The sequence below is a fragment of the Micromonospora sp. NPDC051141 genome (genome assembly GCF_044455765.1).
In the GTDB taxonomy this organism is placed as follows: Bacteria; Actinomycetota; Actinomycetes; order Mycobacteriales; family Micromonosporaceae; genus Micromonospora.
This window is the reverse complement of record NZ_JBITFD010000002.1, coordinates 491,564-515,445: the sequence shown is the minus strand read 5'-3', so window position 1 is coordinate 515,445 and position 23,882 is coordinate 491,564. Positions and strand designations below refer to the sequence as shown.

Here is a 23,882-nt window from a genome sequence, read left to right as displayed (position 1 = left end):
CGGGTGTGAGATCGAGCGTGGGAGGTGAGCCAGTTCACCGGATCACGGTCGGCGTTCCCGTCCCGCAGGAGTCCACCGGAAGATATCGCCGCGGCACCCACCCCGGGGGTCCGCTCCCGTCGCCCGCGGCGGTCGCCACCACCACCGGTTGAGGGAGGTGCGCCGCGATGGCGCAGAAGAGTCACGAGAAGGGTGTCACCGGCGGCGCGCCGGTGGTGACCGAGCCCGGCAGGGTTCGCAACGTGGTGCTCGTCGGGCACTCCGGCGCGGGCAAGACCACGCTTGTCGAGGCGCTGCTCGCGGCCAGCGGCACGATCGGCCGGGCCGGCGCCGTCACCGAGGGCACCACGGTCTGCGACCACGACCCGGCGGCGGTCCGCCAGCAACGCTCGGTGAGCCTGGCCTGCGCCCCGCTGGTCCACCGCGACGTCAAGGTCAACCTGCTGGACACGCCCGGTTACGGCGACTTCGTCGGCGAGCTGCGCGCCGGGCTGCGCGCCGCCGACGCCGCGCTGTTCGTGGTCTCCGCGGTCGACGGGATGGACGCTGCCACCGCCGCGCTCTGGGAGGAGTGCGCCGCGGTGGACATGCCGCGTGCGGTGGCGGTCTCCCGGCTGGACCACCCGCGCGCCGACTTCGACGAGGCGGTGGCGCTCTGTCAGCGCGTCTTCGGCGACAACGTGCTCCCGCTCTACCTGCCGATGCTGGGCGACGACGGCGAGTCGGTGGCCGGGCTGATGGGCCTGATCACCCGCCGGGTGTTCGACTACTCCGGCGGGCTGCCGCCGGCGGTGCGTGAGCCGGACCCGGAGCACCTGCCGGCCATCCAGGAGGCCCGGGACGAGCTGATCGAGGGGATCATCGCGGAGAGCGAGGACGAGACCCTGATGGACCGCTACCTCGGCGGCGAGCAGATCGACCCCGAGGTGCTCATCGCCGATCTGGAGACGGCGGTCGCCCGCGGCCACTTCTACCCGGTGGTGCCGGTCTGCGCGGAGACCGGCGTCGGCCTGGACGCGCTGCTCGACGGCCTGGTCGCGGCGTTCCCGTCGCCGCTGGAGCACGACCTGCCGGCGGTCACCGGGCTGGACGGCTCGCCCCGCCCGCCGCTGACCTGCGACCCGGACGGCCCGCTGGTCGCCGAGGTGGTCAAGACGACGGTGGACCGGCACGTCGGGCGCGTCTCGCTGGTCCGGGTCTTCTCCGGCACGCTCCGCCCCGACCAGGTGGTCCACGTGTCCGGGCACGGCCTGGCCGAGCGCGGCCACCCGGACCACGACGCCGACGAGCGGGTCGGGCACGTCTACAGCCCGCTCGGCGCGACGCTGCGCGAGGTGCCGGTGTGCGTCGCCGGTGACCTCTGCGCGATCACCAAGTCGGGCAGCGCGGAGACCGGCGACACCGTGTCCGCCAAGGACGAACCGCTGCTGATCGCGCCCTGGGAGATGCCCGAGCCGCTGCTGCCGGTGGCGATCGTGGCGCGCAGCCGGGCCGACGAGGACGCGCTGGCCCGCAACCTGTCCCGGCTGGTCGCCGGTGACCCGACGCTGCGCCTGGAGCGCAACCCGGAGACCCACCAGTTGGTGCTCTGGTGCATGGGCGAGGCGCACGCCGACGTGGTGCTCGACCGGCTGCGCGGCGGCGGCGTCGAGCTGGACACCGAGCCGGTCCGGGTGTCGCTGCGGGAGACGCTCACCGTCGCCTCCCGGGGGCACGGCCGGCACGTCAAGCAGTCCGGCGGCCACGGCCAGTACGCGGTCTGCGACCTTGAGGTGGAGCCGCTGCCCCGGGGCGCCGGCTTCGAGTTCGTCGACCGGGTGGTCGGTGGCGCGGTCCCGCACAACTACATCCCGTCGGTGGAGAAGGGCGTCCGGGCGCAGATGGAACGCGGTCTGGTCGCCGGCTTCCCGGTGGTGGACCTGCGGGTGACGCTCGTCGACGGCAAGGCGCACAGCGTCGACTCGTCCGACGCCGCGTTCCAGACCGCGGGCGCGCTGGCGCTGCGCGACGCCGCCGAGAAGGGCCGGCCGACGCTGCTGGAGCCGGTCGACGAGGTCGTCGTCCGGGTGCCCGACTCCTCGGTCGGCGCGGTCATGGGCGACCTGTCCGGCCGGCGCGGCCGGGTGCTGGGCACCGAGCCCGACCCGGACGCCGAGGGCCGCACGCTGGTGCGCGCCGAGGTGCCCGCCACCGAGTTGCTGCGGTACGCGGTCGAGCTGCGCGCGATGACCGCCGGCACCGGCACGTTCCGCCGCGAGTTCGCCCGCCACGACCCCATGCCCCCACACCTGGCCGACCAGGCCGTCAAGGAGTCCACCCCCCACCCCTGACCCCGACCCCCACCCCTCCCCGCCCCTCCCCGCCTCTCCCGGGGGGGCGCCCCGCCCCTCCCCGGGGGCGCAGATTCACGGAAAGCGTGGCCATCCGAGCCGGAATGGCCACGCTTTCCGTGAATCTGCGCGGGGGTCAGCGGGGAGGGGGATGGGTCAGGGGCGGACGGTGGGGACGGGGGGCATCGGCCAGTGCGGGCGGTCGGCGTCGCGGCGGGCGGCCGACCTGACCGCCGCGAGTCGGCGCTCGACCTCGGCGAAGTGGTCCGGGGCGAGCGGGCCCCGGGCCAGCGCGGCGGCGTTCTCCTCCACCTGGACGACCGTACGGGCGCCGGGGATCGGCACCGCCCGGTCGCTGCGCGCCCAGATCCAGCCGAGCGCCCCCTGGGCCAGGGTACGGCCGTCGGCGGTGAGCGCGTCCCGGACCGCGGCCACCCGGCGCAGCCACTCCGGGGCCGGCCGGCCGCTGCGGAACCACTCCAGCCAGGTCGGCCCGAGGCCGCGCACGTCGTCGCGGGGCAGCGTGGACTCCGGCGTGTACTTGCCGGTGAGCAGTCCCATCCCGAGCGGCCCCCGGGCCAGGCTGGCCAGGTCGTGCTTGTCGCAGGCGGCCAGCATGGCGGGGGCGTCCCGCAGCACCGACAACGCGTGCTGCACGGCGGCGGCACCGTGGGCCACCTGGGCGAAGGCGCCGGCCCGGTCGGCCCGGTCGGTGCTCCAGCCGTACGCCCGGATCAGGCCGGCGGCGACCAGTTCGTCCAGCGTGCCGACCAGCGCCTCGGCCCGGGGCAGCGGCAGGTCGCCGAGGTGGAGCTGGTAGAGGTCGATCCGGTCGGTGTCCAGCCGGCGCAGCGAGTCGACCACCGCCCGGCGCAGGTACTGCGGCGAGGCGTTCTCGCCGGTGGCCTGCCGGGTGCGCTCGTCGAACGTGTAGCCCCACTTGGTGGCGATCACCGCCTCGTCACGCCGGCCCGCGAGGGCCCGTCCGAGGACCCGCTCGCCGTGCCCGGCCCCGTACGTGTCGGCGGTGTCGAAGAGCGTCACCCCGAGGTCGAGCGCCCGGCGGACCGCCCGGACCGACTCGTCGTCGTCGACCGCGCCCCAGCCCAACGGGCGGGCGCCCTCGGCCCACGGGCCGCCGATCGCCCAGCACCCCATGCCGAGCGCGCTCACCTCGATGCCGCTGCGGCCGAGTGGCCGCGTGCTGACTGCCATCGCCGAATCCTGTCACCTTCCCGGCACGCGCGGGCCCGTTCGTCACCGGCTGTCCCGGCTTCTCGTCACGCTCCGTGTTGCCAGCGGGGAGGTATCGCCGGCTAAGCGATATACCGCAGAGTCATAATTATGACTCCTCGTCATATCGCTCCGGAGCGATCGTTCGTCGAGCGCCACACCGTCGAGCACCACACCGTCGAGCGCCACACCGTCGAGCGCCGCCCGTCGAAGCGGGGCGGGACGCCGGCACCCGGCACCCGGCCGCGAACCGCGGCCCGCAACGGCCGGGGTCAGCGGGCGTAGGCCAGCAGCACCGGCGCGTCGAGGCCCGGCCACCCACCGACGAGGCGCCCCACCGCCGGAGCGTCGCCCGAAACGCCGGCCCGCGCGTCGGCCGCGACGCCGGTCCGCGCGTCGCCCGAAACGCCGGCCCGCGCGTCGCCCGAAACGCCGGCCCGCGCGTCGCCCGAAACGCCGGCCCGCGCGTCGGCCGCGACGCCGGCCCGCGCGTCGGCCGGGACGGGCCGGCGGACCAGGGCCAACTCCACCCCGTCGACGCGGATCACCGTGGGATCGCCGTCCACCACCTCGTCGGCCGGGCCGACCGGCAGCGCGCGGTCGGTGCGGCTGCCCGACACGGTCATGCTCGGGGCCCGCACCTCCCGCTCGCCGTCGACCTCGAAGTGCTCCTCCGCCTGGCCCGCGTCGGTGAGCACCGCGGCGGCCAGTGCGGGCGGGTAGACCGGGTCACCGCAGGCGTCGTACACCCAGCGGCGGCCGAGCACCGAGTGCTCGACCACGCCGACCAGGAACCGCTCCGCGCCGGGCAGCGGGGCGCCCCGGTAGGTCAGCGGCACCTGGAGCACCGGCCCGTCTCCGGCGCGCACGAGCAGCGTCTCCATGCCGACCTCGCCAGCCGGGTCGTCGAACCGGTAGGCCGCCACCCGGGTCACCGGCCCGTCGGCGCCGCCGGTGAACCAGGGCCGGCCGGGCAGCCACCCGGCGAGCAGCTCCAACTTCGAGGGGCGCAGTTCCGCGCGGTGCAACAGGGCCATGCGCAAGATCGTACTGTCGAGGGGTGACCATCGGGTTTGCCGAGCCCGGTGGCGCGGGCACCACCGGGGCCGGGAGGCGCGCATGGAGACGTCGGTGGATCAGGTCGACGAGGCGGCTCGGGTACGCCCGGCGCCCCGCTGGGTGGCGCCCACGTTCGTGGCGCTGGCCGTGCTCACCCTGCCCTGGATCGGCTACCTGGCGTTCACCCTGCCCCGGCACCAGGTCACCGTGCACTACCGGGCCGCCTGGGTCGGCTTCGACCTGGGCCTGGTGGCGCTGCTCGGGCTGACCGCCTGGCATGCGTACCGGGGGAACCGGCAGGTGGTGCTCGCCGCCGCCGCCATCGCGACCATGCTCGCGGTGGACGCCTGGTTCGACGTGACGACCACGCCGCCCGGACCGGACCTGGTGGTGTCGGTGGTGCTTGCGGCGCTGGTCGAGCTGCCGTTGGCCGGGGTCTGCCTGTGGATCGCGCGGCACGGCGACCGGATGGTGCAGCGTCGGCTGCGTCAGCTCGCGGTCCGCGCGGAACTCGCCGCGGACCGGGCCGCGGCGGCCCAGCGGACCGCCACCGGAGCCCGCCGCCGACTCGCCCGGGTGCGGGGCCGGCTGCGCTGAGCCGGTACGCGGCCGGCTACGCCGAGTCGCGCCGATGAGCGGCCGGCTGCGCGAAGTCGCGCCGGTGCGGGGCCGGCTGCGGCGAGTCAGGCGGGCCACGCCTCGGCGAGCAGGGCGCGGGTGTCGGCGAGCAACTGCGGCAACACCTTCGTGCGGCCGATGACCGGCATGAAGTTGGCGTCGCCGCCCCAGCGCGGCACCACGTGCTGGTGCAGGTGCGCGGCGATGCCCGCGCCAGCCACGCCGCCCTGGTTCATGCCCAGGTTGAACCCGTGCGCGCTGGAGGTACGCCGGACCACCCGCATGGCGTCCTTGGTGAACGCGGCCAGCTCGGTCGTCTCCGGCGCGTCCAGCTCGGTGTAGTCGGCCACGTGCCGGTAGGGGCAGATCAGCAGGTGACCCGGATTGTAGGGATAGAGGTTGAGCACCGCGAAGACGTGTTCGCCCCGGGCCACCACCAGGCTCTCCTCCGGCGGCCGGCCCGGAGCCAGGCAGAACGGGCAGCCGGTCGGCTTCTCGTACCCGCCCTCGGGCCTGTCGTCGCCGGAGATGTAGGTCATCCGGTGCGGCGTCCAGAGCCGGTCCAGCCCGTCCGCCAGGCCACTGTCCGTGTGCCGCTCCACCCCTGTCACACCGGCGATCCTACGATCCGCGCCCCGCCGCCGCTGACCAGCGCCGCCGCTCAGCCGGCGCTGGGACCGCTGTTGGTGCGCGACTCCGTCACCTCGCGGACGTGCGCCACCGCCTCGGCCAACGGCACCCCGTTGCGTTGCGAGCCGTCCCGGTAGCGGAACGAGACCGTGCCGGCGGCCACGTCGTCGTCGCCGGCGATCACCATGAACGGGATCTTCTGCTGCTGCGCGTTACGGATCTTCTTCTGCATCCGGTCGTCGCCCAGGTCGACCTCGGCCCGGATCCCGTGCCGGCGCAGCGTCGCCGCGAACTCCTCCAGGTAGTCGCCGTGGTCGTCGCGGATCGGGATGCCGACCACCTGCACCGGCGCGAGCCAGGCCGGGAACGCGCCCGCGTAGTGCTCGGTGAGCACGCCGATGAACCGCTCGATCGAGCCGAACTTCGCGCAGTGGATCATCACCGGCTGCTGCCGGGTGCCGTCGGCGGCCTGGTACTCCAGCCCGAAGCCCTTCGGCTGGTTGAAGTCGTACTGGATCGTCGACATCTGCCAGGTCCGGCCGATGGCGTCCTTGGCCTGCACGGAGATCTTCGGGCCGTAGAACGCCGCGCCGCCCGGGTCGGGCACCAGGTCCAGGCCGGTCTCCCGGGCGCACTCCTCCAGCACGGCGGTGGCGGTGGCCCAGTCGGAGTCGGTGCCGACGAACTTGTCCGGCCGGGTGTCGTCGCGGGTGGACAGCTCCAGGTAGAAGTCGTCGATGCCGAAGTCACGCAGCAGGCTGAGCACGAACCCCAGCAGATGCTTGATCTCCGCCGGCGCCTGCTCACGGGTGCAGTAGGAGTGCGAGTCGTCCTGGGTGAAGCCGCGCACCCGGGTCAGCCCGTGGATCACGCCCGACTTCTCGTACCGGTAGACCGACCCGAACTCGAACAGCCGGATCGGGAGCTGCCGGTAGGACCGTCCGCGCGACCGGTAGATCAGGTTGTGCATCGGGCAGTTCATCGCCTTGAGGTAGTAGTCGCTGCCCTCCATCTCCATCGGCGGGAACATCGTGTCCTTGTAGTAGGGCAGGTGTCCCGAGGTGTGGAAGAGACCTTCCTTGGAGATGTGCGGCGTCCCGACGTACTGGAAGCCCTCCTCGATGTGGCGGTTGCGGACGTAGTCCTCCATCACCCGCTTGAGCACGCCACCCTTGGGGTGGAAGACCGGCAGGCCGGAGCCGATCTCGTCGGGGAAGCTGAACAGGTCGAGGTCCGCGCCGAGCTTGCGGTGGTCGCGCCGGGCGGCCTCCTCCAACAGCTTCAGGTACGCCTTCAGCTCGTCCCGGGTCGGCCACGCGGTGCCGTAGACGCGCTGGAGCTGCGGGTTCTTCTCGGAACCCCGCCAGTACGCGGCGGCGGAGCGCATCAGCTTGAACGCGCCGATCAGCCGGGTGTTCGGCAGGTGCGGACCCCGGCACAGGTCCGACCAGCAGACCTTCTCCTCGTTCGCGGCGAGGTTGTCGTAGATGGTCAGTTCGCCGCCGCCCACCTCCATCACCTCGGAGGAGTCCAGCCCTTCGCCCTTGACCTCGATCAGCTCCAGCTTGAACGGCTCGGCGGCCAGCTCGGCCCGGGCCTCGTCCAGGCTGGCGAAGCGCCGCCGGCGGAACCGCTGGCCGGACTTGACGATCTCCTGCATCCGCTTCTCGAGCTTGGCCAGGTCGTCCGGCTGGAACGGCTTGTCGACGCCGAAGTCGTAGTAGAAGCCGTTCTCGATCGGCGGGCCGATGCCGAGCTTCGCCTCCGGGAAGACGTCCTGCACGGCCTGCGCGAGCACGTGCGCGGTGGAGTGCCGGAGCACCTCCAGGCCGGCCGGGCTGTTCAGCGCCACCGGCTCGACGGTGGTCTCCTCGGCCGGCACCCAGTCCAGGTCGCGGAGCTGACCGCGCGGGTCGCGGACCACCACGACGGCCTTGGGCCCGGTCGTGGGCAGGCCGGCCGCGGCCACCGCGTCGGCCGCCGTGGTCCCGGCGGCGACGACGACGGGGTCGGCCACGGCGGGGGTACGGGGTGCGGACACGGTGACTCCTGTCGTCGACGGTACGGATCTGCCGGGGACCGGCCCCTGCGATGCTATCGGTCACCCGGACCACGCCGACGCCGACGCCGGCCCGCCGGTCACGAGTTCCCCGCCGCGTTGAACCTTTCCGTCCTCCCGGCCGAACTACCGGGTGGGGCCGGAGCCGGAACCGGCCCCAGTCGACGAGGATGGGGACGACCATGAGGATGACCCGTCAGGGCCGGTGGGCGGCGTCGCTGCTGGCCGCCGCGCTGGCCGGAGCGGTGAGCTGGCCGGGCCCGGCCGCCGCCGCCGGCGTGACCGTCACAACCTCTCCCGGCGAGGTACGCCAGGGCGACGCGATCGAGCTGTCGGTGGTGGTGCCCGCCGACCGCCCCGGCACCCGGACCAGCAAGATCGAGCTGACCATGCCGGCGGACGCGCCGATCGGCGAGGTCTACCCGCTGTCCGTGCCGGACTGGGCGCCGACCATCACCACCCGCACCCTGGACCAGCCGGTGGCCGGCATCCACGCCGCCGAACTGAACCAGGTGACGCACGCGGTGACCTGGCTGCGGGTGCCCGGCGGCGGCGCCGGGGCGGTCCGGCTGCCCCTGGGCATGGGCCCGATGCCGGCCACCGACCGGCTGACCTTCACCGTGGTGCAGACGTACGCCGACGGCACGGTGGTCCGCTGGGCGGACCCGGCCGGCGGCGCGCACCCGGCGCCGACCGTCACGTTGCTGCCGCCGTTGTCGGGGGCCGCCCCGCACGGCGGCGACGCCGGTGCGGTCGGTGCCGCCGGTGCGGCCGGCGGCGCGCACGGCGGCCACGGCGCGCCGGGCGACCCGGCGCCGGCCGACGTGACCGCCGCGTCGCCGGCGGCCGACGACGGGCCGAGCGCGGACCTGCTGCTCGGCGGTGGCCTGCTCGCCGGCCTGGCCGGCGGCGGGGCGATCGGCTGGCTGCTCAGCCGCCGCCGACGCGGCGCCATGGCCCTGGCGCCCGGACCCGACTCCCCCACCGCCGCCGGACCCCCGGCCGGCATCGCGCACCGGAGCGCGACGGACGGCGACCGCGACGGCAACGGCGACGGCGACGGCGACGGCGGCGACGACCGTGACCGCGACGGCGACGGCGACCGCGACCGTGACGGCGGCGGCTACGGCGTGGTCGAGCCCGTCCCGGTCGGCGGCGCGCGCCCGCCCGCGTGAGCGCGCGGGCGTGTCGGGACGGCACGTCGCCGGCGTGTCGCGCTTCGGGGATGGTGAGTCCGCCAAGCGATATACCTCGGAGTCATAATTATGACGCTGGGGTATATCGTTCCGCCGTACCATGCCATCCCGGCCCGTCACTGACGGTGATGGTGGGGCGGGCGGCAGCCGCCGGGGGCGGCACCAGGCGCGGGCGGCGCAGCGGGCGTGCCGGGCGCGGGCGGCGCAGCGGGTCCGCGGAGCATGCCGGGCGCGGGCGGCGCAGCGGGTCCGCGGAGCATGCCGGGCGCGGGCGGCACAGCGGGTCCGCGGAGCATGCCGGGCCCGGGCGGCACAGCGGGCGTGACAGGCGCGGGCGGCGCAGCGGGTCCGAGAAGCGTGCCGGGCGCCGCGCGGCGCCGGTCGAGCCTCGCCGAAGCGCCGACGGAGCGGGATCAGGCCGGGGCGGTGAGCCAGCCGGGCAGCGGCTCGCGCGCCGTCAGCCAGCCCTCCGGCACGCCGCCGGGCGTGCCGACCCCGGCGTACGCGGCGACGACGCCGCCGACGATCGCGGCCGTGGTGTCCACGTCGCCGCCCGCCTCCACGCAGGCGCGGATCGCGGCCGGGTAGTCGGCCAGCATCGTGGCGGCGACCCAGAGCGTGAAGGGGACGGTGTCCTGCGCGGTGACCCGCGAGCCGTTGCCCACCGCGTCGACCACCTCGGCGGCCGGGCGACCGAGCAGCGCGGCGGCCCGGCGGACGCCCCGGTGCACCTCGCCGGCCGGGTCGAGCGCGCCGGCCACGGCGGTGAGCAGGCGGGCGGGTTCGGGCCGGTCGCCGTCGAGACGGGCCCGGGCGGCCAGCGAGGCGGCCACCGCCACGGCCACCGCGCCGGCGATCCCCTCCGGGTGCGCGTGGGTCACCTCGGCGCAGGCCCGGGCCTGGTCGGCGGCGCGCCGGGTGGAGTCGGCGTGCCAGGCGCCGAGCGGGGCCACCCGCATGGCCGCGCCGTTGCCGCAGGAGCCCTGCCCGTCGAACGCCGCCGCGGCGGCCACCGGCCACGGCGTGCCGGTGCGGATCAGCCGCAGGACGGTCACCGCGCCCGGGCCGTAACCCCGGTACGGCTCGCAACGCTCGGCGAACGCCAGCGCCAGCCGGTCCCGGTCGATCCGTCCGGCGGCGGCCAGCTCGGCCACCACGGAACAGGCCATCTCGGTGTCGTCGGTCCACTCCCACGGCGGCGCGGGCAGCCGGCCCTCGGCGAGGTCGGCCGGCTGCCGGCCGGGCACGAAGAACTGGGAGCCGAGCGCGTCGCCCACCGACAGGCCGGCCAGCGCGTCGCGGGCGAGCGTGAGACGGGCGTCGGGGAAGAGGGTGAACGTCATCGCCGTTCCAGCTTGCCCGGTTCCCCGGCCTGCCGCAACGCGACCGACTTGCCACGCCGAGTACGGTGCTGACGTGGCAACCGTCCTGCTGGTCGAAGACGACCACGTCGTCCGCGGCGCGATGCTGCGGTCGCTGACCGACCGGGGCCACGCGGTGCACGCGGTCGGCACGGCGCTGGACGCGTTGCGCCGGGTCGCCGCGGAGACGCCCGACCTGGTGGTGCTCGACCTGGGCCTGCCGGACCTGGACGGTTCGGACGCGCTGCGGATGCTGCGCGGCATCACGGACGTGCCGATCATCATCGCCACCGCCCGCGACGACGAGCAGTCGGTGGTCCGGTTGCTGCGGGCCGGCGCGGACGACTACATGGTGAAGCCGTTCACGGGCGCGCACCTGGACGCCCGGATCACCACCGTGCTGCGCCGGGCCGGTCGGGCCAGCCGTACCGTGCAACCGGCCGTGCACACCGTCGGCGGCCTGCGGGTGGACGTGGGCGAGCGCAGCGCGGTGCTGGACGGGGAGGCGCTGGCGCTGACCCGCAAGGAATTCGACCTGCTGGCGTATCTCGCCGCGCGTCCCGGCCGGGTAGTGTCCCGGCGGGAACTCTTGGAGGAGGTATGGCGGCAGCCATCGGTCGGCGAGGACCAGACCATCGACGTTCACCTGTACTGGCTCCGCCGCAAAATGGGCGAGTCCGCGGCGAAGCCGCGCTACCTGCGCACCGTGCGGGGGGTCGGCTTCCGGCTGGTGGCACCGGACTGAGGACGGCGCTGGCCTGGCTCACCGCCGGCATGTGCAGCCTGGTCGCGCTCGCCTTCCTCGTCCCGCTCGGGATCACCCTGTCGGACCAGTCCCGCGAGGAGAAGCTGGCCGACGCCGCCCGGCGCGGCGCGCTGGTCACCGGCGCGCTGGCGGTCAGCACCGACCCGGAGGTGGTCCGGCGGGCGGTGGCGGCCAGCGGTGACGACCCGGCGCTGCGGCCGGTCGTGCACGGCGTCGGCGCCGACGAGTCCACCGGCCGCGCCGACGCCGCCGCGCTGGCCGACGCCGCCGCGCAGCGGCGCTCGGTGGTGACCGAGGTGGACGGTGGCGTGCTGCGGCTGGATCCGGTGGTGCTCGGGGACCGGGTGGCCGTGGTGGAGGTCTTCGTCCCCGACGAGGTGCTCGACGCGGGCAGCGGTGGGCGGTGGCTGCTGCTGCTCGCGGTGGCGCTGGCGCTTGTCGGCGCCGCGGTGATCGTGGTCGACCGGGTGGCGGCCCGGGCCGTGGACGCCACCGGCGACCTGGTCAAGGCGGCGCTCGCGGTGGGCGACGGCGAGCTGGGCGTACGGGTCGAGCCGGCCGGTCCCCGGGAGCTGGCCGAGGCGGGGCACGCGTTCAACCGGATGGCGGAACGGCTGGTGGCGCTCCGCGCCGACGAGCACGAACTCGTCGCCGACCTGTCGCACCGGCTGCGTACCCCGTTGACCGCGCTGCGGCTGGACGCGGAGGCCCTGGAGTCCGACGACACCAGCATCGGCACGTTCAGCGAGGCGGAGCTGGACCGGCGACGCGGCATCCGGCGGATCCGGCAGGCCATCGTCACGCTGGAGGGCGAGGTCGACCAGCTCATCAAGACGACCCGCAAGGCGGTCAGCCAGGAGTCCGCCCCGGCGTCCTGCGACGTCAGCGAGGTGGTGCGGGACCGGATGGTCTTCTGGTCGGCGCTGGCCGGCGACCAGAACCGGCCGCACCGGGTGGTCGGGGCGCAACTGCGCATCCCCGCGCCGGTGCCCCGGGCCGAGCTGGCCGCCGCGCTCGACGCGGTGATCGGCAACGTGTTCCGCTACACGCCGCAGGGCACCGCGTTCGAGGTGGCGGTGAGCCGCCGGGACGGCTGGGTGGCGATCCGGATCGACGACGCCGGGCCGGGCATCGCCAACCCGGACCGGGCACTGCGCCGGGGCGAGAGCGACAAGGGCTCCACCGGGCTCGGGCTGGACATCGCCAAGCGGGTCGCGTTGCAGGCCAACGGTTCGGTGAGCATCGACCGGGCCCGGCTCGGCGGGGCCAGCGTGGTGATGCTGCTGGCCGATCCGGACGCGGCGCCCCGGCAGGTCAACCGGTTCGGGCTGGTCGGTCGGATGACCCGGGAGGCCCGGGAGCCACGCGCCGGACGGCGCTGGCCGCGCCCGCGCTGACCCCTGCTTGTGGGCCGGCGCAAGTTCTCCTTAGGAGTGGTTTAACGACCACCCCGACACCGCCGCGAAATGCCAGGATCTCTGACAGAACCCATCAGTTCCGTCGGCCGGGACGCCCCGTAACACCTTCCGGCCGACGGATCCGTGCGCGCGGCGGGAGTCCGGTCCCCCCACACCTCGCTCCCGTCGCGCGCCGCTCTCCGTCCGGTCGGTCAGCGCGCCGCGCCCGCCGTGTACGCGTCGATCTCGGCCTTGATCCGGGTCGCCTCGGCCGGCGCCAGGAACGCGGCGTCCACCGCGGCGCGGGCCAGCGCGGCCACCCCGTGCGGGTCGAGTTTCAGCAGCCGGGCGGCGACGGCGTACTCCTCGTCGAGCGTGGTGCCGAACATCGGCGGGTCGTCGGAGTTGATGCTGACCGGCACGCCGGCCTCGACGAGCTGCGGCAGCGGGTGCTCGTCCAGGCTGGCCACCGCCCGGGTGCGGACGTTCGAGGTGGGGCAGACCTCCAGCGGGATCCGGCGCTCCGCCAGGCGGGCCAGCAGCGCGGGGTCGAGCACGGCGGAGATGCCGTGGCCGATCCGCTCGGCGCCCAGCTCGCGTAGCGCGTCCCAGATGGTCTCCGGCCCGGTGGTCTCTCCGGCGTGCGGGACCGACCGGAGCCCGGCGGCGCGGGCCTGGTCGAACCAGGGCTTGAACTGGGGCCGGGGCACGCCGATCTCGGGGCCGCCGAGACCGAAGCTGATCAGCCCGTCCGGCCGCTCGTCCAGCGCGATGCGCAGCGTCTGCTCGGCGGCCGGCAGCCCGGCCTCGCCGGGGATGTCGAAACACCAGCGCAGCGCGATGCCGAAGTCGGCCTCGGCGCGCTTGCGGGCGTCCTCGATCGCCTCGCAGAACGCCGGCGCGGGGATGCCCCGGTGCACGTGCGAGTACGGGGTGACGGTCAGCTCGGCGTAGCGGACCTGCTGGCGGGCCAGCTCGCGGGCCACCTCGTGGGTGAGCAGCCAGACGTCGTCGGCGTCCCGGATCAGGTCCACCACGCTCAGGTAGATGTCGATGAAGTGGGCGAAGTCGCGGAACGCGAAGTAGTCGGCGAGCGCCTCCGGGTCGGCCGGGACAGGGCTGCGCCCCTCGTGCCGGGCGGCCAGTTCGGCGACGATCCGGGGCGAGGCGGAGCCGACGTGGTGCACGTGCAGCTCCACCTTGGGCAGGCCGGCGATGAAGGTGGACAGGTCGGTCACGGGTTCTCCTCTGCGCGGGCGCCGGTGCGGGCCACCACGAAGATCCGACGGAATGGGAAACACACCTGACCTTGCCGTACCGGGTACGCCTCGGCGAGGCGGGCCCCCAGCTCGACCCGGAAGTCGGCCCAGCCGGCGGCGTCCAACGCGGCCCGGACGGGGCGCAGCGCGGTGCCCTCCATCCAGGTCAGCACCGGGTGGTCCGCGCCGGCGACCGGAAGCAGGTGCACATAGGTAGTCTCCCAGGCGTCCACCGCGCAGCCCGCCCCGGTCAGCAGCGTGGCGTAGTCGACGGGTTCACCGACCGGCGCCTCGCGCAGCAGCCCGGCGAGCGGCTGGCGCCACCGGTCCCGGCCGGCGACCTCGCGCAGCGCGCGGTGCGACGGCGCGGCGAAGTTGCCGGGGACCTGGAACGCCAGCCAGGCGTCCGGCGGCAGCTCGACGGCCCAGCGGGTGAGCAGCTCGCGGTGGCCGGGCACCCACTGGAGCACCGCGTTGGCGACCAGCACGTCGACGTCCGGCGCCGGCCGCCAGTCGCGGGCGTCGCCGACGGCGAACGTGACCGGGGCGGCCAGGGCGGCGGCCCGGGTGACCATCTCGGACGAGGAGTCGAGGCCGGTGATCCGGCTGCCGGGCCAGCGCTCGGCGAGCCCGGCGGTGAGCGTGCCGGGCCCGCAGCCGAGGTCGACCACCGCGCGCGGGCGCGCGGCGCCGACGCGGGCCAGCAGGTCGTGGAAGGGCCGGGAGCGTTCGTCGGAATAGCGCAGGTAGGTGCTCGGGTCCCACATGACAAGCCTCCAAACCGTACGTACGTCTTGCTAGCGACCGTATTGCCCCGCGAGCGCCACGGCAACCCGCTCACTAGGCTCGACCGGATGGAACAGCGCAACTTCGACCGGCTCGGCCGGCACGTGGGCATCATCGGACTCGGCGCCTGGCAGCTCGGCGCCGACTGGGGCGAGGTCAGTAAGGACGCGGCGCTCGACGTGCTGACCACCGCCGTCGACGCCGGCGTCACCTTCCTGGACACCGCCGACGTGTACGGCGACGGCCGCAGCGAACAGCTCATCGGCCGGTTCCTGCGGGCCCACCCGGGTCACGGGCTGACCGTCGCCACCAAGATGGGCCGGCGGGTGCCGCAGACGCCGGAGGCGTACACGCTCGACAACTTCCGGGCCTGGACCGACCGCTCCCGGGCCAACCTCGGCGTCGACACGCTCGACCTGGTGCAGCTGCACTGCCCGCCCACCGCGGTCTTCGCCGACGACCGCGTCTTCGACGCCCTGGACACGCTGGTCGCCGAGAAGCGCATCGCCGGGTACGGCGTCAGCGTGGAGACCTGCGACCAGGCGCTCACCGCCATCGCCCGGCCCGGCGTGGCCAGCGTGCAGATCATCCTCAACGCGGTCCGGCACAAGCCGCTGGAGCGGGTGCTGCCGGCCGCCGCCGCGGCCGGGGTGGGCGTCATCGCCCGGGTCCCGCTCGCCAGCGGCCTGCTCTCCGGCCGCTACGACGAGCACACCACGTTCCCGGCGGACGACCACCGCACCTTCAACCGGCACGGCGAGTCGTTCGACGTCGGCGAGACGTTCTCCGGCGTCGACTACGACCTCGGCCTGGCCGCGGTACGCCGGCTCGCGCCTCTGGTCGGCGACGACCGCACCATGGCGCAGTTCGCGCTGCGCTGGATCCTCGACCAGCCCGGCGTGACCGTGGTGATCCCCGGCGCCCGCTCCGCCGAGCAGGCCCGGCGCAACGCCGAGGCGGCCGGCCAGCCGCCACTGACCGAGGTGGAGCTGGCTTCCGTGCGGGCCACCTACGACGAGCTGATCCGGCCGCAGGTGCACGACCGGTGGTGACCACCGCACCGGCCCGGTCCGTCGGCGCGGCGTCGCCCGCGACCGGCGTCGGCGGGCATGCTGGGGTGGGGCGGACGTCGTCGGAGGGGGCGCGATGAGGGGTTGGTTCCGGCTCACCATGGGCCTGTTGGCGGTGGTGGTCGGCACGCTCTGGACCGTGCTGGGGCTCGGCTACGTCGAGGGCAGCGTGCTGACCGACAGGCGGATCTGGGCACTTGTCGGCCCGGTGGTCGTCCTGGCCGGGTTCGTGGCGCTCTGGCTCGGCATGCGGGCCCGGCGCCGCTGAGGCGCACCCGCCCGCCGGAACACGGAGAAGCCCCGCCTCCCGTACGGGATGCGGGGCTTCGTGCACCGGCCGGCGGGGCCGGCGCGGTGTCAGCTCAGATGGGGCGGACCTGCTCGGCCTGCGGACCCTTCTGACCCTGGGCGATCTCGAACTCCACCCGCTGGTTCTCCTCCAGCGTGCGGTAGCCGCTGGACTGGATGGCCGAGAAGTGGACGAACACGTCTGCACCCCCGCCGTCGACGGTGATGAAGCCGAAGCCCTTGTCAGCGTTGAACCACTTCACGGTTCCCTGCGCCATGTGCAACTCCTTCTAAAACTGGCGGCCGAGCACGCCGTGCGGCCGATTGGCCGTTTTCGAGCAGCGGCGCCTGAGGCGGCCCCCGTGCCGGGAACGTCCCTCAACCCACGCGTCTCGCAACAGCGTGAGACAGCAAACCACGTACGCAAAAACTTCGCACAGCCTACCGGACGAAGTTCTCCGACATGTGACCTGAAAGTTGTCCGGAGATCGACGGATGGCCGGGGTCCGGAAACGCGAAGGGCCCCTCTCCCACGCCATGGGAAAGGGGCCCTCGATCGAGCTGGTTCAGTCCGGCCAGTGCCCGGTCAGCCGGCGTACGCCGACCGCGCCGCCCCGGTCCACGGCGGCGCGCACCGCCGCGAAGATCGCACCCTGGAGCGCCGCGGCGGCCAGGACCTCACCCCACCCGCGGTCCTCGTCGGTGGCGCTCGGCGCGTCGCCGTCGCCCGCCGTCAGCTTCCAGACCTGCCGGAAGATCATTCCGGCGACCGTGCCGGCGGCCAGGCCGAGCAGCACCCCCACCGGCTTGTAGGCCGCCTTGCCGATCCTGCCGCTCACCTGCGCCTCCCTCGGACCACCAACAGCACCACCACGGTAACCAACGCGCCGGCCGCGACTGCCGCCCACGGCACCGGGTTGCGCCCGACCGCCTCACCCGACTCGTACGCCTGCGCCCGGACCTGCCGGGCCCGCTCGGTGGCCCGCGTGCGCACCCGGGCGACGGTCAGCGACGCCTCCTGGCGCACCTTCGCCTTGGCCTGCTCGGCGGAGTGCCGCACCAGCGCCTTCGGGTCGGCCCGGGCCGCCAGCAGCTCCACCGTCTCACCGAGTTCCACCCGGGTCCGGCGGATCTCCTCCCGGAGCGCCGCCACGTCCGGGGTCCCGTTCCCGTTCTGTTTCTCGTTCCCGTTGCCGGTCACGCCCGCCTCCCGTCCTTCACCGCGGCGGTGACCGTGTCGACGTCCGCCCGCACACTGCGGACCGTCGCCTCCGGCACCGGCGGGACGGCACGGCTGACCTGCTTCTTGCCCACCAGCGCCAGGATCCCGGCGAGCAGGAACAGCACCACCGCCACGATCAGGGCGGCCAGCCACGCCGGCATGACCAGTGCCAGCAGCAGGATCACGGTGGCGACCAGCGCGCCGGCGCCGTAGAGGGCCATCACCCCGCCGCCGCCGAACAGACCGATCCCGATCCCCGCGTGCTTGCCCTTCTGGGTCAGCTCCGCCCGGGCCAGCGTCAACTCGTCCCGTACCAGACGGGTGACCTGTTCGGTGGCCCGCTGCACCAGTTCCGCGGTGGACGGCTCGTGCCCGGTCCGGGACGTACTGTGACTCGCGACGTCAGCCATGCTGTCCTCCTTTCTTCATCACCGCGCTGTATGCCCGGAGTCGCCGCCCGTCAATCCTGCGCGGGGCGGCCGGTCGGCCCGGCCGCGCGCCACCGGCGCCCGGCGTCGAACAGCCGGAATCCGGGGCGTGCGCAGCAGGTCCCCGGAACTCGGCCGGGCAAACCCGTCCGGCCCGGCCGGCTCCGAACCCCGGGCGTCCGGCCCCAGGCTCGGCACGCACGGAGAGCCCCCGGCGCCGCGCGGGCGGCCGGGGGCTCCGATCGGGGTACGACGGCTCAGCGGCGGGCCTCGGCGTGGTCCTCGCGACCCACGAACACCTCGCTGCGGGCGTCCCCGTCGTCGCTGCCGCCGAAGACCCGCGCGTCGTCGTGCGCCTCGGTGTCGGCCGGTCGGCGGGCCGTCCGGCGCGGCTGCACCACCTGCCAGGGCAGCGGACCGGTCGCGTCGCCCACCTCGGTCCGCAGCCGGGGCAGGGCGGTCGGGCGGTGGTCGCGGACCCAGGTCACCAGGTGCTCGCGGACCAGGCAGCGCAGGTCCCAGAGGCTGCCGGCGTCGGCGGCGCTGACCAGCGCGCGGACCTTGACCATCCCACCCGTCGCGTCGGTCACCTGGAGCACGCAGACCCGGCCGTCCCACAGCTCGGTGCCCTCGCAGAGCCGACGCAGCTCCTCCCGCATGGCCTGCACCGGGATGGCCCAGTCGAGGTCGAACTCGGCGGTGCCGAGCACCGCCGCCTCGGTGCGGGTCCAGTTCTGGAACGGCTTGCTGGTGAAGTACGAGGTGGGCAGGATCAACCGGCGGTCGTCCCAGATCTGCACCACCACGTAGCTGAGCGTCAGCTCCTCGATCCGGCCCCACTCCCCCTCGACCACCACCACGTCGTCGAGGCGTACCGCGTCGCTGAAGGCGAGCTGGAGGCCGGCGAAGACGTTGCCGAGCAGGCTCTGCGCGGCGAGCGCGGCGACGACACCGACCACACCGGCGGAGGTGAGCACGCCGGCGCCGATGCCGCGTACGGCCGGGAACGTCATCAGCATCACGCCGACGGCGAGGATCACGATCACCGCGATGGTCAGCCGGCGCAGCAGCACCACCTGGGTCCGCACCCGGCGGGCGTGCCGGTTGTTCGGCACGTCCACCCGGAACCGGGCCAGCGCGGTGTCCTCCGCCACCACCAGCAACGAGGCCACCAGCCAGGCCGCCGCGGCGATCATCGCCAGCACCAGCGTGTGCAGCACGAACTGCCGCCACGGGCTGCCCACCGCGTAGAGCGTGGTGAACCGCACCGCGAGTTGGACGCCGACCACGGTGGCGGCGACCTGGAACGCGCGGTGCGAGTGCTCGGTCAGCTCGGTCATCAGCAGCGAGCGGCGACCGAGCCGGCGGGTGACCCGGTGCACCACCTCGACCAGCACCAACGCGACCGCCGCCGCGGCGAGCGCGGCGGCGACGGTCACCAGATAGCTCTGCACGTCATTCTCTCCCTCCGGCCCGCGCGGATTCGGGCACAAAGGCCCAATGGTGCCCCGCGGTCCGGGTATCGACCAGGCTCAGACCTTGCGGTACCGGGACTGGAAGAAGCAGTAGACACCGAACGCGGCGATGCCGAGCGCCATCAGCGCCAGCAGCCACGGCCCGTACGCCTGGTCGCGCAGCGTCCGCAGGGCGGCGTCCAGGCCGCGCGCCTTCTCCGGGTCGTACTTGACGGCGGCGACCACGATCAGCAGGCCGGCGATGGCGAAGACGGCGCCCCGGGCGGCGTACCCGGCCATGCCGAGGCGGCGGGTGAGCTGGCGGGTCTTCGGGCTCATCTCACCGGTCTTCAGGTTGCGCTCGAACTTCTTCTTCAGGCCGTAGATCACCATGCCGATGCCGACCGCGGCGAGCACCACACCGGCGAGGCCGACCAGCCACCGGCCGCCGTCGGAGGCCATCAGCTTCTCGGTGAGCTGCTGCTGCTGGTCCGAGGAGTTGGAGCTGGCGTCCTGGACGACCTTGATCGCGGTCCAGCCCAGCCAGACGAAGATGATCACCCGGACGACCGAGGCGATCCGCTCGAAGGTGCGCTCCTTGCCGGTCCTGGACCGGTGACCGACAAACGCCTCGCTGGCCTGCCAGATGGCCATGGCGAAGAGGCCGACGGCGATCACCACCAACACGAACTTGCCGAGCGGCTGCTCGCCGAGCGTGCGCAGCGCGCCGTTCTGGTTGCCCTCCTCCCCGGACTTTCCGAAGGCGATCTGTAGCGCCAGCCAGGCGAAGAGGAGGTGGACGATTCCGTAGCCGATGAAACCGGCGCGAGTCAGCAGTTCGAGCCACCGGCTGTTCTTGGCCTGGGCGGCGGTGGCTCCGGCGTTCCGGGTGAGAGACATGGGCCCTCAATCTCCCGACGTGCAGTTTTCCAAACGTCACCGCCCGCCGCCGCCGACCGCCGCCCGGCCGAATCCGATCAGTTGTTGGGGTTGCGCGCCACCCGCAGCGTGACGTTCTGGTCGGTGACGCTGTCCAGGCTGACCTGGAAGCCGCCGACCTCGGTGGCCTGCTGGCCGGTGGTGAGCGAGAGCTGCTCCCCGGCCACCTCGACGGTGACCTGGTCGTCCTGGGCGCCGATGAGCTTGGCCTCGACGCCGAGGACGGTGGCGCTGGCGTCCACGCCACGGTCGAAGGTGATGGTGCAGGCGTCCAGGCCGCAGTCGGTGTCGGCGCCGTTGGAGCTGCATCCGGCGAGCAACGCGGCGCCGAGGGCGAGACCGGCGAGCAGCCCGGCGGCACGACGGGTGGGGGTCGGGGGGAAGGTGGCGCGTCGGTTCGTCACCTCCCCAACGGTACGTGCTCACCACCACCGCTCCCGGCCCCGCAGGCTAGGGTGCGGGGATGGCTTTTGATGTTGCCCGGGTGCGGGGGTCGTATCCCGCGCTGGGCGAGGGCTTCGCCCACTTCGACGGCGCCGGTGGCACCCAGACCCCGACCGGGGTGATCGAGGCGGTGGCCGACGCCATGCGCGCCGCCATGGGCAACCGCAGCACCGCCTTCCGGCCCGGCCGGCGCGCGCTGGAACTGGTCGCCGACGCCCGGGCCGCGGTCGCCGACCTGCTCGGCGCGGACCCGTCGGGCGTGGTGCTCGGGCCCAGCGCCACCGCGCTGAGCTACACGCTGGCCCGGACGCTGGGCGCCGGCTGGCGACCGGGCGACGAGGTGGTGGTCTCCCGGCTGGACCACGACGCCAACGTCCGGCCCTGGGTGCAGGCCGCCGAGGCGGCCGGCGCGACGGTGCGCTGGGCCGAGTTCGACCGGGCCACCGGTGAGCTGCCCGCCGGCCAGTACGCCGACCTGGTCGGCGAGCGCACCCGGCTGGTCGCGGTGACCGCCGGCAGCAACGCGATCGGCACCGCGCCGGACGTGCCGGCGATCGCCAGGACCGCGCACGCGGTCGGCGCGCTGGTCTGCGTGGACGGGGTGCACTCGGTGCCGCACGGCCCCACCGACCTGACCGCACTGGGCGCGGACGTGCTGGTCACCAGCGCGTACAAGTGGTCCGGCCCGCACCTGGCGGCGATGGTCGCCGACCCGGCGCGGTGGGCGGCGCTGCGCCCGGCGAAGCTGCTGCCCTCCGCCGACACGGTCCCGGACCGCTTCGAGTACGGCACGCCCAGCTTCCCGCTGCTGGCCGGCGTGACCGCCGCGGTGGACCACCTGGCGTCGCTCGACCCGGCCGCGACCGGCGACCGCCGGGCGCGGGTCCAGGCCGGCCTGGCCGCCGCCCGGGCGCACGAGGAGGCGGTCTTCGACCGGCTGCTCGCCGGGCTGGCCTCCCGACCCTTCGTCACGGTGTACGGCACGCCCGCCCGGCGCTGCCCCACGGTGTCGTTCCGGGTGGCCGGGCGGACCCCGGCGGAGACCGCCGCGGCGCTCGGCGAGGCGGACCTCTGCCTCTCCTCCGGCGACTACTACGCCTACGAGTACTTCCAGGCGATGGGTCTGCGCGACAGCGGCGGCGCGGTGCGGGCCAGCGTCTACCACTACAACACGGTCGACGAGGTGGACCGGCTGCTGGCCGAACTCGACCGGCTGGCCGACGGCGAGGGGACAATGGTCCGGTGAGCTTCCTGGTCGAGGAGAACCCCGCCAAGCACCGCTTCGAGATCCTGGTCGACGACGCGCTGGCCGGTTTCACCGCGTACCTGCCGCGCGGTGAGGTGCTGGTCTTCACGCACACCGAGGTCGAGGACCGCTACCAGGGGCAGGGCGTGGGCGCCGCGCTGATCCGGGGCACGCTGGACCAGGTGCGCGCCAACGGTGGCCGGGTGGTGCCCCGCTGCCCGTTCATGGCCGCGTTCATCGAACGGCACCCGGAGTACGCCGACCTGGTGGTCGACGCGCCCTGAGGCCCGACCCGACCGGGGGACCTCCCCACCCGGCCGGGCCGGGAGTTCAGCGGACGCCGGCCAGCAGTTCGGCGGCGGCCCGGGCCGCCGCCGCGGTGGCGCCGTGGGTGGCCAGGTGCACCCGACCGGCGGCCAGCTCGGGCACGCCCAGCTCGACCACCACCGCGTCCGGGCGGGCCGCCAGCGCCCGGGTCACCGCGTCCCGCATCCAGCCGTGCCGGTGCAGGTCGCGGACCACGAGCACCAGCGGCCGGTCGGCCGGGCCGGTGGCCGGGTCGGCCGGGACGGCGTCGGCGGCGTACCGGGCGGTGGTGGTGCCCGGCGTCAGGTGGGCCAACGGCGCGGCGATCCCCCACGGGGTCTCCTCGCCGATGGCGATGTTGCGGGGCGGCGCGAACTCCACCACGTGCGCCGGCCCGGCCAGCGGCAACAGCCCGGCGTCGCCGGTGACCCGGACGGCCCGGCGGGCGGCGGCCAGCCCGATCGGCGACCCGTCGGCGGCCGGCCGGCCACCGCTGCGGTGGGCGCGGGCGGCGACGCTCCACTCGGCGAGCTGACCGACCCGCTTCGCTGCCTCGGCCAGCCGCTCCTCCGGCAGCTCGCCGCGCACCACCGCGGCCACGATCGCGTCGCGCAGCTCACCGGCGTCGGCCTCGGTGGCCCGTTCCCCGCCCACGCAGATCGCGTCCGCGCCGGCGGCGAGCGCCCGCACCGCCGCTCCGGCGAAGCCGTACCGGTCGGACACCGCGCGCATCTCCACCGCGTCGGTCACCACCACGCCGTTGAAGCCCAGCTCCTCGCGGAGCAGCCCGCCCAGGATGCGCGCGCTGAGCGTGGCCGGCAGCTCCTCGTCGAGCGCCGGCACCAGCAGGTGGCCGGTCATCACCGCCTGGACCCCGGCCGCCACCGCGGCGCGGAACGGGGCCAGCTCGACCGCGTCCAGCCGGGCCCGGTCGCCGCCGATGCGAGGCAGGTCGAGGTGGGAGTCGACCCGGGTGTCGCCGTGCCCGGGGAAGTGCTTGGCGCAGGCGGCGACGCCGCCGGCCTGGAGGCCGCGCACCCAGGCGGCGGTGTGCCGGGCGACCAGCTCGGGGTCGGCGCCGAACGAGCGCACCCCGATGACCGGGTTGGCCGGGTTGGAGTTGACGTCGGCGTCCGGGGCGTAGTCGAGCGTGATGCCGACCGCGGCCAACTCGGCGCCCAGGTCGCGGGCGACGTCCTCGGTCAGCGCCGCGTCGTCCACCGCGCCGAGCGCGAAGTTGCCGGGCCGCGAGCTGCCCCGGGCCGACTCGATCCGGGTGACGTCGCCGGCCTCCTCGTCGATCGCCACGATCACGTCCGGCCGCTCCGCCCGCAGGTTCGCCGTCAGCGTCGCGACCTGCTCGTGGTCGACGACGTTGCGGGCGAACAGGACCACCCCGCCGAGCCCCTCGCCGAGCCAACGGCAGACCCAGGGCGGCGGGGTGGTGCCGACGAACCCGGGTTGCAGGACGGCGGCGGCGAGCGCCGCCAGGTCTCCGCTGGCGCCCACGATCCGTTCCCTCACGCTGTGCTACCCCCGTATCCCCACGGAACCCGCCGGGGATCGACGGGTGCTGACATGGTCACACCGCGCAGCTAAATAGTCAACAATCCTTACTGTTAGCTGCTGGCGTCCCGCCCCGCCCCGTGGGAGAGTTCGTCCATGCCCGCCCTGCCGCTCGCGGACGCCACCGGCGCCGCCGACATCCCCGGCGTACGCCTGCTCGGGCTGGTGGTCGGCGCGCTCTTCCTGCTGATCGCGATCCGGGCCATGTTCCGCCGCTGACACCCG

At 74.6% G+C, this 23,882-nt stretch carries 25 protein-coding genes; 10 read left to right on the top strand and 15 right to left on the bottom strand.

Annotated elements, in window-relative coordinates:
* The first annotated feature begins 167 nt into the window (after nucleotides 1-167).
* Complete coding sequence (locus ACIA6B_RS04705; protein WP_396770975.1) at nucleotides 168-2,330, top strand: elongation factor G-like protein EF-G2; 2,163 nt, start codon at nucleotides 168-170, stop codon at nucleotides 2,328-2,330.
* Nucleotides 2,331-2,486: 156 nt separating this feature from the next.
* Here the strand turns inward: ACIA6B_RS04705 and ACIA6B_RS04700 are convergent, their stop codons facing one another.
* A complete protein-coding gene (locus tag ACIA6B_RS04700; RefSeq protein WP_396770973.1) occupies nucleotides 2,487-3,545 on the bottom strand; it encodes an aldo/keto reductase in 1,059 nt (352 codons plus the stop codon).
* A 290-nt stretch (nucleotides 3,546-3,835) separates the two neighbouring features.
* The gene (locus tag ACIA6B_RS04695) at nucleotides 3,836-4,600 is read right to left on the bottom strand and encodes a hypothetical protein (protein ID WP_396770972.1); all 765 of its coding nucleotides are present in this window, start codon (nucleotides 4,598-4,600) and stop codon (nucleotides 3,836-3,838) included.
* Between the two features lie 82 nt (nucleotides 4,601-4,682).
* Between ACIA6B_RS04695 and ACIA6B_RS04690 the strand changes: the two genes are divergently transcribed.
* Nucleotides 4,683-5,219: a hypothetical protein gene (locus ACIA6B_RS04690; protein ID WP_396770970.1), complete on the top strand. Its 537-nt coding sequence runs from the start codon at nucleotides 4,683-4,685 to the stop codon at nucleotides 5,217-5,219.
* Between the two features lie 86 nt (nucleotides 5,220-5,305).
* On the opposite strand, the gene ACIA6B_RS04685 is transcribed toward ACIA6B_RS04690, so the two are convergent.
* Nucleotides 5,306-5,851 (bottom strand): HIT domain-containing protein, encoded by a 546-nt coding sequence (locus ACIA6B_RS04685; protein ID WP_281939582.1) that lies wholly within the window; start codon nucleotides 5,849-5,851, stop codon nucleotides 5,306-5,308.
* Nucleotides 5,852-5,901: 50 nt separating this feature from the next.
* A complete protein-coding gene (gene thrS / locus ACIA6B_RS04680) occupies nucleotides 5,902-7,911 on the bottom strand; it encodes a threonine--tRNA ligase (RefSeq protein WP_396770968.1) in 2,010 nt (669 codons plus the stop codon).
* A 200-nt stretch (nucleotides 7,912-8,111) separates the two neighbouring features.
* Between thrS and ACIA6B_RS04675 the strand changes: the two genes are divergently transcribed.
* The gene (locus tag ACIA6B_RS04675) at nucleotides 8,112-9,104 is read left to right on the top strand and encodes a DUF1775 domain-containing protein (protein ID WP_396770966.1); all 993 of its coding nucleotides are present in this window, start codon (nucleotides 8,112-8,114) and stop codon (nucleotides 9,102-9,104) included.
* Between the two features lie 434 nt (nucleotides 9,105-9,538).
* Here the strand turns inward: ACIA6B_RS04675 and ACIA6B_RS04670 are convergent, their stop codons facing one another.
* A complete protein-coding gene (locus tag ACIA6B_RS04670; protein WP_396770964.1) occupies nucleotides 9,539-10,468 on the bottom strand; it encodes an ADP-ribosylglycohydrolase family protein in 930 nt (309 codons plus the stop codon).
* Between the two features lie 73 nt (nucleotides 10,469-10,541).
* On the opposite strand from ACIA6B_RS04670, the gene ACIA6B_RS04665 reads away from it, so the two are divergent.
* Together ACIA6B_RS04665 and ACIA6B_RS04660 are read left to right on the top strand one after the other, a co-directional pair.
* Nucleotides 10,542-11,231: a response regulator transcription factor gene (locus ACIA6B_RS04665; protein ID WP_107160748.1), complete on the top strand. Its 690-nt coding sequence runs from the start codon at nucleotides 10,542-10,544 to the stop codon at nucleotides 11,229-11,231.
* Between the two features lie 29 nt (nucleotides 11,232-11,260).
* Complete coding sequence (locus ACIA6B_RS04660; RefSeq protein ID WP_396770961.1) at nucleotides 11,261-12,649, top strand: ATP-binding protein; 1,389 nt, start codon at nucleotides 11,261-11,263, stop codon at nucleotides 12,647-12,649.
* A gap of 212 nt (nucleotides 12,650-12,861) precedes the next feature.
* Here the strand turns inward: ACIA6B_RS04660 and ACIA6B_RS04655 are convergent, their stop codons facing one another.
* Together ACIA6B_RS04655 and ACIA6B_RS04650 are read right to left on the bottom strand one after the other, a co-directional pair.
* A complete protein-coding gene (locus ACIA6B_RS04655) occupies nucleotides 12,862-13,887 on the bottom strand; it encodes an adenosine deaminase (RefSeq protein ID WP_396770959.1) in 1,026 nt (341 codons plus the stop codon).
* Nucleotides 13,884-14,675: a trans-aconitate 2-methyltransferase gene (locus ACIA6B_RS04650; protein ID WP_396770957.1), complete on the bottom strand. Its 792-nt coding sequence runs from the start codon at nucleotides 14,673-14,675 to the stop codon at nucleotides 13,884-13,886. Before ACIA6B_RS04650 ends, ACIA6B_RS04655 begins: the two co-directional genes overlap by 4 nt.
* An 87-nt stretch (nucleotides 14,676-14,762) precedes the next feature.
* Here ACIA6B_RS04650 and ACIA6B_RS04645 point away from each other — a divergent pair, with 87 nt between their 5' ends.
* Complete coding sequence (locus tag ACIA6B_RS04645) at nucleotides 14,763-15,746, top strand: aldo/keto reductase (RefSeq protein WP_396770955.1); 984 nt, start codon at nucleotides 14,763-14,765, stop codon at nucleotides 15,744-15,746.
* 94 nt (nucleotides 15,747-15,840) lie between these two features.
* Nucleotides 15,841-16,032 (top strand): hypothetical protein, encoded by a 192-nt coding sequence (locus ACIA6B_RS04640; RefSeq protein WP_396770954.1) that lies wholly within the window; start codon nucleotides 15,841-15,843, stop codon nucleotides 16,030-16,032.
* Nucleotides 16,033-16,126: 94 nt separating this feature from the next.
* Here ACIA6B_RS04640 and ACIA6B_RS04635 read toward each other — a convergent pair whose 3' ends face one another.
* From ACIA6B_RS04635 to ACIA6B_RS04605, 7 genes are all read right to left on the bottom strand, one after another.
* Nucleotides 16,127-16,330, bottom strand: coding sequence for a cold-shock protein (locus ACIA6B_RS04635; RefSeq protein ID WP_091424054.1), 204 nt, complete (start codon nucleotides 16,328-16,330; stop codon nucleotides 16,127-16,129).
* Between the two features lie 288 nt (nucleotides 16,331-16,618).
* On the bottom strand, nucleotides 16,619-16,891 hold the full coding sequence (locus ACIA6B_RS04630) for a DUF4235 domain-containing protein (RefSeq protein ID WP_396770951.1): 273 nt from the start codon (nucleotides 16,889-16,891) through the stop codon (nucleotides 16,619-16,621).
* Complete coding sequence (locus tag ACIA6B_RS04625) at nucleotides 16,888-17,253, bottom strand: DUF3618 domain-containing protein (RefSeq protein WP_396770949.1); 366 nt, start codon at nucleotides 17,251-17,253, stop codon at nucleotides 16,888-16,890. Before ACIA6B_RS04625 ends, ACIA6B_RS04630 begins: the two co-directional genes overlap by 4 nt.
* Nucleotides 17,250-17,684: a phage holin family protein gene (locus ACIA6B_RS04620; protein WP_107160733.1), complete on the bottom strand. Its 435-nt coding sequence runs from the start codon at nucleotides 17,682-17,684 to the stop codon at nucleotides 17,250-17,252. The genes ACIA6B_RS04625 and ACIA6B_RS04620 overlap by 4 nt, the downstream gene beginning before the upstream one ends.
* Before the next feature lie 275 nt (nucleotides 17,685-17,959).
* Entirely contained in the window at nucleotides 17,960-19,156 is a 1,197-nt protein-coding gene (locus ACIA6B_RS04615; RefSeq protein ID WP_396770947.1) for a mechanosensitive ion channel family protein, read from the bottom strand.
* A gap of 78 nt (nucleotides 19,157-19,234) precedes the next feature.
* Complete coding sequence (locus ACIA6B_RS04610) at nucleotides 19,235-20,056, bottom strand: DUF1206 domain-containing protein (RefSeq protein ID WP_396770945.1); 822 nt, start codon at nucleotides 20,054-20,056, stop codon at nucleotides 19,235-19,237.
* Between the two features lie 77 nt (nucleotides 20,057-20,133).
* Entirely contained in the window at nucleotides 20,134-20,499 is a 366-nt protein-coding gene (locus ACIA6B_RS04605; protein WP_396770943.1) for a hypothetical protein, read from the bottom strand.
* Nucleotides 20,500-20,558: 59 nt separating this feature from the next.
* Between ACIA6B_RS04605 and ACIA6B_RS04600 the strand changes: the two genes are divergently transcribed.
* Nucleotides 20,559-21,785, top strand: a complete 1,227-nt coding sequence (locus tag ACIA6B_RS04600; RefSeq protein WP_396770941.1) for a cysteine desulfurase-like protein — start codon at nucleotides 20,559-20,561, stop codon at nucleotides 21,783-21,785.
* Nucleotides 21,782-22,069: a GNAT family N-acetyltransferase gene (locus tag ACIA6B_RS04595; protein ID WP_396770939.1), complete on the top strand. Its 288-nt coding sequence runs from the start codon at nucleotides 21,782-21,784 to the stop codon at nucleotides 22,067-22,069. Before ACIA6B_RS04600 ends, ACIA6B_RS04595 begins: the two co-directional genes overlap by 4 nt.
* Nucleotides 22,070-22,115: 46 nt before the next feature.
* Here the strand turns inward: ACIA6B_RS04595 and ACIA6B_RS04590 are convergent, their stop codons facing one another.
* On the bottom strand, nucleotides 22,116-23,615 hold the full coding sequence (locus ACIA6B_RS04590) for a glycoside hydrolase family 3 protein (protein WP_396770937.1): 1,500 nt from the start codon (nucleotides 23,613-23,615) through the stop codon (nucleotides 22,116-22,118).
* Nucleotides 23,616-23,753: 138 nt separating this feature from the next.
* Here ACIA6B_RS04590 and ACIA6B_RS04585 point away from each other — a divergent pair, with 138 nt between their 5' ends.
* Complete coding sequence (locus tag ACIA6B_RS04585; RefSeq protein ID WP_255563043.1) at nucleotides 23,754-23,876, top strand: hypothetical protein; 123 nt, start codon at nucleotides 23,754-23,756, stop codon at nucleotides 23,874-23,876.
* Nucleotides 23,877-23,882: the final 6 nt, after the last annotated feature.

What these genes read in the sequence shown, in the direction of transcription:
- ACIA6B_RS04705 (WP_396770975.1), top strand. Translation starts at nt 168, where the DNA reads ATGGCGCAGAAGAGTCACGAGAAGGGTGTCACCGGCGGCGCGCCGGTG.
- ACIA6B_RS04700 (WP_396770973.1), bottom strand. Translation starts at nt 3,545, where the DNA reads ATGGCAGTCAGCACGCGGCCACTCGGCCGCAGCGGCATCGAGGTGAGC.
- ACIA6B_RS04695 (WP_396770972.1), bottom strand. Translation starts at nt 4,600, where the DNA reads ATGGCCCTGTTGCACCGCGCGGAACTGCGCCCCTCGAAGTTGGAGCTG.
- ACIA6B_RS04690 (WP_396770970.1), top strand. Translation starts at nt 4,683, where the DNA reads ATGGAGACGTCGGTGGATCAGGTCGACGAGGCGGCTCGGGTACGCCCG.
- ACIA6B_RS04675 (WP_396770966.1), top strand. Translation starts at nt 8,112, where the DNA reads ATGAGGATGACCCGTCAGGGCCGGTGGGCGGCGTCGCTGCTGGCCGCC.
- ACIA6B_RS04670 (WP_396770964.1), bottom strand. Translation starts at nt 10,468, where the DNA reads ATGACGTTCACCCTCTTCCCCGACGCCCGTCTCACGCTCGCCCGCGAC.
- ACIA6B_RS04660 (WP_396770961.1), top strand. Translation starts at nt 11,261, where the DNA reads ATGTGCAGCCTGGTCGCGCTCGCCTTCCTCGTCCCGCTCGGGATCACC.
- ACIA6B_RS04650 (WP_396770957.1), bottom strand. Translation starts at nt 14,675, where the DNA reads ATGTGGGACCCGAGCACCTACCTGCGCTATTCCGACGAACGCTCCCGG.
- ACIA6B_RS04645 (WP_396770955.1), top strand. Translation starts at nt 14,763, where the DNA reads ATGGAACAGCGCAACTTCGACCGGCTCGGCCGGCACGTGGGCATCATC.
- ACIA6B_RS04640 (WP_396770954.1), top strand. Translation starts at nt 15,841, where the DNA reads ATGAGGGGTTGGTTCCGGCTCACCATGGGCCTGTTGGCGGTGGTGGTC.
- ACIA6B_RS04635 (WP_091424054.1), bottom strand. Translation starts at nt 16,330, where the DNA reads ATGGCGCAGGGAACCGTGAAGTGGTTCAACGCTGACAAGGGCTTCGGC.
- ACIA6B_RS04620 (WP_107160733.1), bottom strand. Translation starts at nt 17,684, where the DNA reads ATGGCTGACGTCGCGAGTCACAGTACGTCCCGGACCGGGCACGAGCCG.
- ACIA6B_RS04610 (WP_396770945.1), bottom strand. Translation starts at nt 20,056, where the DNA reads ATGTCTCTCACCCGGAACGCCGGAGCCACCGCCGCCCAGGCCAAGAAC.
- ACIA6B_RS04600 (WP_396770941.1), top strand. Translation starts at nt 20,559, where the DNA reads ATGGCTTTTGATGTTGCCCGGGTGCGGGGGTCGTATCCCGCGCTGGGC.
- ACIA6B_RS04585 (WP_255563043.1), top strand. Translation starts at nt 23,754, where the DNA reads ATGCCCGCCCTGCCGCTCGCGGACGCCACCGGCGCCGCCGACATCCCC.